The organism is Enterobacter sp. SECR19-1250 (assembly GCF_013391025.1).
Classification (GTDB): domain Bacteria; phylum Pseudomonadota; class Gammaproteobacteria; order Enterobacterales; family Enterobacteriaceae; genus Enterobacter; species Enterobacter cloacae.
The window spans coordinates 1-8,343 of sequence record NZ_JACASJ010000155.1; the positions used below are offsets into that span (position 1 = coordinate 1).

Genomic DNA, 8,343 nt, shown 5'->3' on the forward strand with positions numbered 1-8,343 from the left:
CCATGGCTCCAGATGACAAACATGATCTCATATCAGGGACTTGTTCGCACCTTCCTTTACATGTAACTTTTAGGTGAATTGGGCTCAATTCACCTAAAACGGTCTTATCTGTTAAGTTTGTTGGTGACTCATTAAAATAACCTTTTAATCATAAGGTTATTTTAATGAGGTCAAGCTAGTATTGTTTTTTTTAGCAAAAAAGGGGTTTTTGTGATTTCTAGATTTAAGACGTTATCGGTTAACCAATTCACTTTCATCACTGCGTTGTTTTATGTTGCCATTTTCAATCTACCGCTCTTTGGTATAGTGCGAAAAGGAATTGAAAAACAACCAGAAGTTGATCCCCTTTTCATCGCATCTATGCCGCTATTTTTAACATTTGCGCTGAGTTTTTTGTTTTCAATTTTTACCGTCAAATACCTGCTGAAGCCCTTTTTTATCGTATTGACGTTACTTTCCTCAAGTGTATTTTTTGCAGCCTATCAATACAATGTCGTGTTTGACTACGGCATGATAGAAAACACGTTTCAAACACATCCTGCTGAAGCATTGATGTATGTAAATCTTGCATCAATTACCAATCTACTGCTGACTGGGCTATTACCGTCATATCTTATTTATAAGGCCGATATTCATTATCAGCCCTTTTTTAAGGAGTTATTGCATAAATTAGCCTTTATGCTGCTAATGTTCGTTGGCATTGGGATAGTCGCCTTTTTTTACTATCAAGATTATGCTGCATTTGGTCGAAACAACAGTGAGTTAAGGCGTTACATTGTCCCTACCTATTTTGTCAGTAGTGCATCTAAATATCTCAATGAGCACTATTTGCAGACGCCCATGGAATACCAACAACTTGGCCTAGATGCGAAGAATGCCAGTCGTAACCCGAACACTAAACCTAACTTATTAGTGTTTGTTGTGGGTGAAACTGCGCGCTCAATGAGCTATCAATATTATGGATATAACAAGCCAACCAATGCTCATACCCAAAATCAGGGGCTGATTGCGTTTAACGATACTAGCTCATGCGGCACGGCCACGGCGGTGTCTCTACCCTGTATGTTTTCACGAATGGGGCGGGCAGACTATGATCCTCGCCGTGCTAATGCTCAAGACACAGTGATTGATGTGTTAAGTCATAGTGGTATAAAAGTACAGTGGTTTGATAATGATTCTGGCTGTAAAGGTGTGTGTGATCAGGTTGAAAATCTCACGATAGATTTGAAGAGTGATCCGAAGCTGTGTTCTGGCCAATATTGTTTTGACCAAGTATTGCTCAACAAATTAGATAAAATTCTGGCAGTAGCACCAAGTCAAGATACAGTAATTTTTTTGCATATCATTGGTAGTCATGGACCAACTTATTATCTTAGATACCCGCCAGAGCATCGTAAATTTATACCGGATTGTCCGCGCAGTGATATTCAAAATTGCAGTCAAGAAGAACTGATTAACACCTACGACAACACTATTCTATATACGGATTTTATTCTCAGTGAAGTGGTGAATAAATTAAAAGGTAAGCAGGATATGTTCGATACTGCAATGCTGTATCTCTCTGACCATGGTGAGTCTTTGGGTGAAAAGGGCATGTATTTACATGGTGCGCCCTATAGTATTGCACCGAAAGAACAAACTAGCGTACCAATGCTGGCTTGGGTATCTAATGACTTTAGCCAAGATAATCAGTTGAACATGACTTGTGTTGCACAGCGAGCAGAACAGGGCGGCTTTTCCCACGACAATTTGTTCGACAGTTTGCTAGGACTTATGAATGTAAAAACCACCGTCTATCAGAGCCAACTCGATATTTTTGCACCTTGCAGGTATTAGATATGGCTGTAAATGTTTTATCTTAGGGGTGACATATTCACCCCTTAAATCTTGGACTAACAATGTCCTCTATTGTTACATTTAGCTCTCAATCTTCCACAATGAGTTATCACGGTCTTTTAGACTTAACATCAATTTGCCGTTGTGAAACTAGAACAATGGCTTACAAGCTGTAAATGCTAACTTTACATTTTTGGCGCGTTGGGCAAAATTAGCCTATTTATATCCCTTAGGATTATCTCATATGTGTGAAATGATGGTTTTTTGCAAAAAAACTCCTTGTTCAACATAAGCGATCTTGCACGCATCAAAAGGCTGCTTAAAGCGGCCTTGAAAATTACAACGTGATCTGAGGGTGCTTAACACCGCATGCTCTTGCGTATCGAGCCAGTGTTTCAATGCTAGCCTTAATCACATTAGATTCCATGCGAGAAACGGTAGGTGGAGTAACACCCATGCGTTCTGCCACCTGGGCTCTTGTTAATCCTGCGTGATGACGCCATTCAGCGAGCATAGCTTGAAGTCTTTCCTTGCGCTCCTCTGCTTCATAGGCTGCTTGAACCTCAGGATTAGACATCAATTCATTCCTAACATGCTCCCAAGCGATACCTTTAACTTTACTCATTTAGCATCTCCTTAAGACGTTCAAAGGCCATAGATATTTCACCCGATGGGGTTTTCTGAGTCTTTTTAATAAAGACTCTAAGTAGATAGATATTCCTGCCTTTCTGATAAACATAAAGACCTCTGGCAATATCCGTCCCCATCGTCCTTAACTCAAATAATCCATCCCGGAGTGGTTTGCTATCTGGCTCTCGTAATGCAGTAGCGTTGGTTTTAAGTTTATCAATCAGGCGAATCATCTTCGCTCTGACTACTGGCGGTAAGCCAGCCAGCTCATTTGGTACATCATCGTGCAATATGACGTTAAACACTGGTTCGCCCTCCATTGCGAAATATTAGCATAAAAAGCAATTTGCGTTATAGGGTAATTTTATGGTTTTTCTGCTGTATTTAACATAAGCGATCTTGCGCGCACCACTGACCTGGTACTCACCCCTGAAACCCGCCGGAACGTCCAAAAGTGCGTTTTTTTCCGCTCGCAAACTGGCTGTTTTGGTGTTGCCGACTTGTTATCAGAATCGCAGATCCGGTTTCAGTCGGTTTGCCGGCTGAAAACGCTATTTCTTCCAGAATTGCCATGATTTTTTCCCCACGGGAGGCGTCACTGGCTCCCGTGTTGTCGGCAGCTTTGATTCGATAAGCAGCATCGCCTGTTTCAGGCTGTCTATGTGTGACTGTTGAGCTGTAACAAGTTGTCTCAGGTGTTCAATTTCATGTTCTAGTTGCTTTGTTTTACTGGTTTCACCTGTTCTATTAGGTGTTACATGCTGTTCATCTGTTACATTGTCGATCTGTTCATGGTGAACAGCTTTGAATGCACCAAAAACTCGTAAAAGCTCTGATGTATCTATCTTTTTTACACCGTTTTCATCTGTGCATATGGACAGTTTTCCCTTTGATATGTAACGGTGAACAGTTGTTCTACTTTTGTTTGTTAGTCTTGATGCTTCACTGATAGATACAAGAGCCATAAGAACCTCAGATCCTTCCGTATTTAGCCAGTATGTTCTCTAGTGTGGTTCGTTGTTTTTGCGTGAGCCATGAGAACGAACCATTGAGATCATACTTACTTTGCATGTCACTCAAAAATTTTGCCTCAAAACTGGTGAGCTGAATTTTTGCAGTTAAAGCATCGTGTAGTGTTTTTCTTAGTCCGTTATGTAGGTGGGAATCTGATGTAATGGTTGTTGGTATTTTGTCACCATTCATTTTTATCTGGTTGTTCTCAAGTTCGGTTACGAGATCCATTTGTCTATCTAGTTCAACTTGGAAAATCAACGTATCAGTCGGGCGGCCTCGCTTATCAACCACCAATTTCATATTGCTGTAAGTGTTTAAATCTTTACTTATTGGTTTCAAAACCCATTGGTTAAGCCTTTTAAACTCATGGTAGTTATTTTCAAGCATTAACATGAACTTAAATTCATCAAGGCTAATCTCTATATTTGCCTTGTGAGTTTTCTTTTGTGTTAGTTCTTTTAATAACCACTCATAAATCCTCATAGAGTATTTGTTTTCAAAAGACTTAACATGTTCCAGATTATATTTTATGAATTTTTTTAACTGGAAAAGATAAGGCAATATCTCTTCACTAAAAACTAATTCTAATTTTTCGCTTGAGAACTTGGCATAGTTTGTCCACTGGAAAATCTCAAAGCCTTTAACCAAAGGATTCCTGATTTCCACAGTTCTCGTCATCAGCTCTCTGGTTGCTTTAGCTAATACACCATAAGCATTTTCCCTACTGATGTTCATCATCTGAGCGTATTGGTTATAAGTGAACGATACCGTCCGTTCTTTCCTTGTAGGGTTTTCAATCGTGGGGTTGAGTAGTGCCACACAGCATAAAATTAGCTTGGTTTCATGCTCCGTTAAGTCATAGCGACTAATCGCTAGTTCATTTGCTTTGAAAACAACTAATTCAGACATACATCTCAATTGGTCTAGGTGATTTTAATCACTATACCAATTGAGATGGGCTAGTCAATGATAATTACTAGTCCTTTTCCTTTGAGTTGTGGGTATCTGTAAATTCTGCTAGACCTTTGCTGGAAAACTTGTAAATTCTGCTAGACCCTCTGTAAATTCCGCTAGACCTTTGTGTGTTTTTTTTGTTTATATTCAAGTGGTTATAATTTATAGAATAAAGAAAGAATAAAAAAAGATAAAAAGAATAGATCCCAGCCCTGTGTATAACTCACTACTTTAGTCAGTTCCGCAGTATTACAAAAGGATGTCGCAAACGCTGTTTGCTCCTCTACAAAACAGACCTTAAAACCCTAAAGGCTTAAGTAGCACCCTCGCAAGCTCGGGCAAATCGCTGAATATTCCTTTCGTCTCCGACCATCAGACACCTGAGTCGCTGTCTTTTTCGTGACATTCAGTTCGCTACGCTCACGGCTCTGGCAGGGAATGGGGGTAAATGATGCTACAGGCGCTTTTCATGGACTCACACGAGGAAATCTACCCATGACACAAGAAAAGCCCGTCACGGGCTTCTCAGGGCGTTTTATGGCAGGTCTGCTATGCAGAGCTGTCAGACTTCTTGCTGTTCAGCAGTTCCTGACCTCTGATTTTCCAGTCTGACCACTTCGGATTATCCCTCGACAGGTCATTCAGACTGGCTAATGCACCCAGCAAGGCAGCGGTATCATCAACAGGCTTCCCCGTCTGGCTGTCAACCAGACCCGCCAGGATAAGCAGTCCGGCTGACTGGTACAGCGCATGGTCACGGGCTTTACGGGCGGCTCTGGCTTCTGCCCGTTTTTCGGCCTGTATCAGATTCATGACTTTTGCTCTGGCTTCCTGCGCTTTTTCTGCTGCCTGTTCAGCCTTCATCAGCAAGGACAGCGTTTTGATATCCTGCGCTGTTTTATCCGCTTTATCCGTCAGTATCAGCATGAGTTTCTGCTGTTCATTCGGCGACTTTAAGCCGCGAATGTACTGCACTCTGTCTGCTGCCCATTTTTCCTGTTTTTCGCTTTTATTCATGCCCATTTATCCTCTGAATGTTGATGTGGAAATTATGGTCAGGAATGGCGGCCGAGGTCAAATGCAGGTAGAATCACTGATAAGCTTTTTATTATCAGTGCGCACTTAGACGTTTCTTCACTTTGTTCAGAAACGGTGCGCGCCTTCAGCGGGATAAAACACGATGGCATCTTATCATCTCTGCGTAAAAACCGGCGGGAAAGGCAGTGCCTCTCCCCATGCCGATTACATTTCGCGTGATGGAAAGTATGCCCGTGAAAAAGACTCCGACCTTGAGCATAAGGAGTCCGGCAATATGCCTGCGTGGGCAGCGCATAAACCGTCCGAGTTCTGGAAAGCCGCTGACACGTCTGAACGTGCCAACGGCTGTACCTACCGTGAAATCGAGATTGCCCTGCCGCGTGAGTTAAAACCCGAACAACGTCTTGAGCTTGTCCGCGATTTTGTCCAACAGGAAATTGGCGACCGCCATGCCTATCAGTTCGCTATCCATAATCCGAAAGCAGCGATAGCCGGTGGCGAGCAGCCCCACGCCCATATCATGTTCTCTGAACGCATTAATGACGGTATTCACCGTGACCCTGAGCAGTATTTTAAACGGGCTAACACCAAAGAGCCGGAGCGCGGTGGCGCAAAAAAGGCACGTTTCGGGGAAACACCGACCGAACGCAAAGAATACCTTGTTGCCCAGCGGGAACGCTGGGCTGACCTCCAGAATAAGCACCTTGAACGGTATCAGCACGCTGACCGGGTTGATTCCCGTTCCCTGAAGGCGCAGGGCATTGACCGTGAGCCTGAGCGGCATCTGGGCGCGGGTCAGGTTCAGCGGTTCGATACTGCGCAGTTACAGGCCATCCTTGAGCGCAGGGACGCTGAAAGGCAGGCGGAGCAGTCTCGTGATGAACGTGACAGTGTGATTGACGTGACCACCTCGCTACGGGAAGCCATCAGCGAGCGGGATAACCTGACGATAAAACAAGAGCAGAAGCCTGAACCTGCGCAGGAAGACACTTCCGGCAGGGTTTTCGATTTTGAGAAAGAGCCGGAGAAGCTGAACGCACTGGTCAGTGATGCGCTGAAGGACGTACAGGACGAAATCGACCTTCAGTCCCTTGTGAACGAGACAATGGCGGAGTTTCAGGGGATACATCAGGAAATGGAGCGACTGGCAGAAAAACAGCGTCAGCAGGAGAAAGAACAGCAGAGACTCGCCGAACAGACACGACAGAAGCCGGATAAAGGCTGGTCATTTTCACGATAGACAGGATTTTTCATGAGCGACGACATTAAACAAATCGCTGCCCTCATCGGGCATCATCAGGCGCTGGAAAAGCGTGTTACCTCTCTGACTGAGCAGTTTCAGGACGCCTCAGCACAATTACAGCAGCAGAGTGACACGCTGAGCAGGCTCATTCGTGAGCTGGACAGCGCGTCCGGTAATATGACTGAAACCGTCAGGCAATCTGTTCATGCCGCGCTCATTCAGGTTGAGAAAGAGCTGAAACAAGCCGGATTAGCACAGCAGAAACCGGCGACAGAAGCGCTTAATCAGGCTACCGATACGGCGAAGGCGATGATCCATGAAATGCGACGCGAGATGTCGCGCTATACGTGGAAATCCGCGATTTATCTCGTGCTGACGATATTTTTCGTCATGGTTGCCTGCGTGACGGCATTTACGTGGTTTATGAATGACGGGTACAGCCAGATTGCTGAAATGCAACGGATGGAAGCGGTCTGGCAGAAGAAAGCCCCGCTGGCTGATATATCGCGTTGTGACGGAAAGCCCTGCGTTAAGGTGGACACCCGAGCTACGTATGGTGATAAAGAGAATACCTGGATGATTATCAAAAAATAACATAACGGCGCACATTGCGCCGTTATTGTTGTCGTGAATTACAGCGGCAGGGAGAGCGAAGCGGTTTCCAGCGATTCGCCCTCATTCAGCCGGTTTTGCATGTCGCTGACGAAGGCGTCCATCTGACTGTTGGCAAAGAATTTAATTCCGACCAGCCTGACGTCCTCATTTTCATCAATCACAATGCGCTCCCTGTCATTCAGGGTTTCGAGCATCCGCTCTTTCCATGCGTCATCCAGCAGACGGTCATCCCCTTTCGGCTCAAGGAAGACCTGCCAGTAAGCATTATCCGCATGGCGCGTCAGTATCATGATGAAGTCCGGCATAAAGCCGCGCACGCCGCCGAACTCCGTGAGCTTAAAGCGCGTTGACTGCTCGTCGTTACGCAGCACGTAAATATCGTCGTAACGTGCTCTGAGCTTCGGCATAAAACCTTCCAGCGTTTTCACCAGACGGTGCTCAAGCTGATTCAGTATCGCGTTATCGTACACGTACCATCTTTTACCGATGGTGGGTGCGGCGGTGATTTTCTGGTTAATAATGACCGACGGGTCAATGTGCAGGCTGTAGTCTTTAATCACCTCTTTCACTGGCTGGCTGATAAAGCGGTACGTGCCTTTCACCTTCTGGTCATTACGGCGCACGTTCTCTGAGATACGCAGCAGAACGGTTTCCAGCAGGTGCAGTTTCTCTTTTGCCGGTACGGTGGAAAAATCCAGTGACTGCGGTACGGTGACGGTGATTTTCAGCCTGCCAAGGTAGGCGTCACTGTGGATGAACTCACGGATGCCGGTCAGTTTTGGGAAAAAGCGTTGCAGGTTATCCAGCGCGTAGAAGCTGATCCTCTGCATCGCCTTGCGGTAAAAACGCGCGTCCAGCACCAAGGGTTCTGACTTTGTGATGCCAGCCGTTGCCCCCGTCAGGTTGGGGTCGGTTCCGGCTGAGGGCGAAATGACACCCTAAGCTTTCGGTTCCTTGGGCCAAAGATATTCGCCAGTCAGTAGAATGTGCGCCCAGCCCAATGGGGATATGTG

The 8,343-nt window shown here is 45.1% G+C and carries 9 protein-coding genes; 3 read left to right on the top strand and 6 right to left on the bottom strand.

What is annotated here, in order from left to right; all coding sequences use genetic code 11:
• Window positions 1-210 precede the first annotated feature (210 nt).
• The gene (locus HX884_RS24330) at window positions 211-1,836 is read left to right on the top strand and encodes a phosphoethanolamine--lipid A transferase MCR-4.3 (RefSeq protein ID WP_011638903.1); all 1,626 of its coding nucleotides are present in this window, start codon (window positions 211-213) and stop codon (window positions 1,834-1,836) included.
• A 337-nt stretch (window positions 1,837-2,173) separates the two neighbouring features.
• Here HX884_RS24330 and HX884_RS24335 read toward each other — a convergent pair whose 3' ends face one another.
• From HX884_RS24335 to traD, 5 genes are all read right to left on the bottom strand, one after another.
• Window positions 2,174-2,461 (bottom strand): helix-turn-helix transcriptional regulator, encoded by a 288-nt coding sequence (locus HX884_RS24335; RefSeq protein ID WP_172691904.1) that lies wholly within the window; start codon window positions 2,459-2,461, stop codon window positions 2,174-2,176.
• Window positions 2,454-2,771: a type II toxin-antitoxin system RelE/ParE family toxin gene (locus tag HX884_RS24340; RefSeq protein WP_040113353.1), complete on the bottom strand. Its 318-nt coding sequence runs from the start codon at window positions 2,769-2,771 to the stop codon at window positions 2,454-2,456. Before HX884_RS24340 ends, HX884_RS24335 begins: the two co-directional genes overlap by 8 nt.
• A 246-nt stretch (window positions 2,772-3,017) precedes the next feature.
• A complete protein-coding gene (locus HX884_RS24345) occupies window positions 3,018-3,431 on the bottom strand; it encodes a hypothetical protein (protein WP_001229901.1) in 414 nt (137 codons plus the stop codon).
• Window positions 3,432-3,438: 7 nt separating this feature from the next.
• The gene (locus tag HX884_RS24350; RefSeq protein WP_034167667.1) at window positions 3,439-4,389 is read right to left on the bottom strand and encodes a replication initiation protein; all 951 of its coding nucleotides are present in this window, start codon (window positions 4,387-4,389) and stop codon (window positions 3,439-3,441) included.
• Window positions 4,390-4,983: 594 nt separating this feature from the next.
• Complete coding sequence (gene traD, locus HX884_RS24355) at window positions 4,984-5,451, bottom strand: conjugal transfer protein TraD (RefSeq protein ID WP_064645523.1); 468 nt, start codon at window positions 5,449-5,451, stop codon at window positions 4,984-4,986.
• A gap of 163 nt (window positions 5,452-5,614) precedes the next feature.
• Here traD and mobA point away from each other — a divergent pair, with 163 nt between their 5' ends.
• Both mobA and HX884_RS24365 read left to right on the top strand, forming a co-directional pair.
• Window positions 5,615-6,712 carry a mobilization protein MobA gene (mobA, locus tag HX884_RS24360; RefSeq protein WP_178328924.1) on the top strand — a complete coding sequence of 366 codons (1,098 nt, stop codon included), beginning with the start codon at window positions 5,615-5,617 and terminating at the stop codon, window positions 6,710-6,712.
• A 12-nt stretch (window positions 6,713-6,724) separates the two neighbouring features.
• Window positions 6,725-7,309 (top strand): mobilization protein MobX, encoded by a 585-nt coding sequence (locus tag HX884_RS24365; RefSeq protein ID WP_040126191.1) that lies wholly within the window; start codon window positions 6,725-6,727, stop codon window positions 7,307-7,309.
• Between the two features lie 38 nt (window positions 7,310-7,347).
• Here the strand turns inward: HX884_RS24365 and HX884_RS24370 are convergent, their stop codons facing one another.
• Entirely contained in the window at window positions 7,348-8,190 is an 843-nt protein-coding gene (locus HX884_RS24370; protein ID WP_249743989.1) for a hypothetical protein, read from the bottom strand.
• Between the last annotated feature and the right edge of the window lie 153 nt (window positions 8,191-8,343).

What these genes read in the sequence shown, in the direction of transcription:
- HX884_RS24335 (WP_172691904.1), bottom strand. Translation starts at nt 2,461, where the DNA reads ATGAGTAAAGTTAAAGGTATCGCTTGGGAGCATGTTAGGAATGAATTG.
- HX884_RS24350 (WP_034167667.1), bottom strand. Translation starts at nt 4,389, where the DNA reads ATGTCTGAATTAGTTGTTTTCAAAGCAAATGAACTAGCGATTAGTCGC.
- HX884_RS24345 (WP_001229901.1), bottom strand. Translation starts at nt 3,431, where the DNA reads ATGGCTCTTGTATCTATCAGTGAAGCATCAAGACTAACAAACAAAAGT.
- mobA (WP_178328924.1), top strand. Translation starts at nt 5,615, where the DNA reads ATGGCATCTTATCATCTCTGCGTAAAAACCGGCGGGAAAGGCAGTGCC.
- traD (WP_064645523.1), bottom strand. Translation starts at nt 5,451, where the DNA reads ATGAATAAAAGCGAAAAACAGGAAAAATGGGCAGCAGACAGAGTGCAG.
- HX884_RS24365 (WP_040126191.1), top strand. Translation starts at nt 6,725, where the DNA reads ATGAGCGACGACATTAAACAAATCGCTGCCCTCATCGGGCATCATCAG.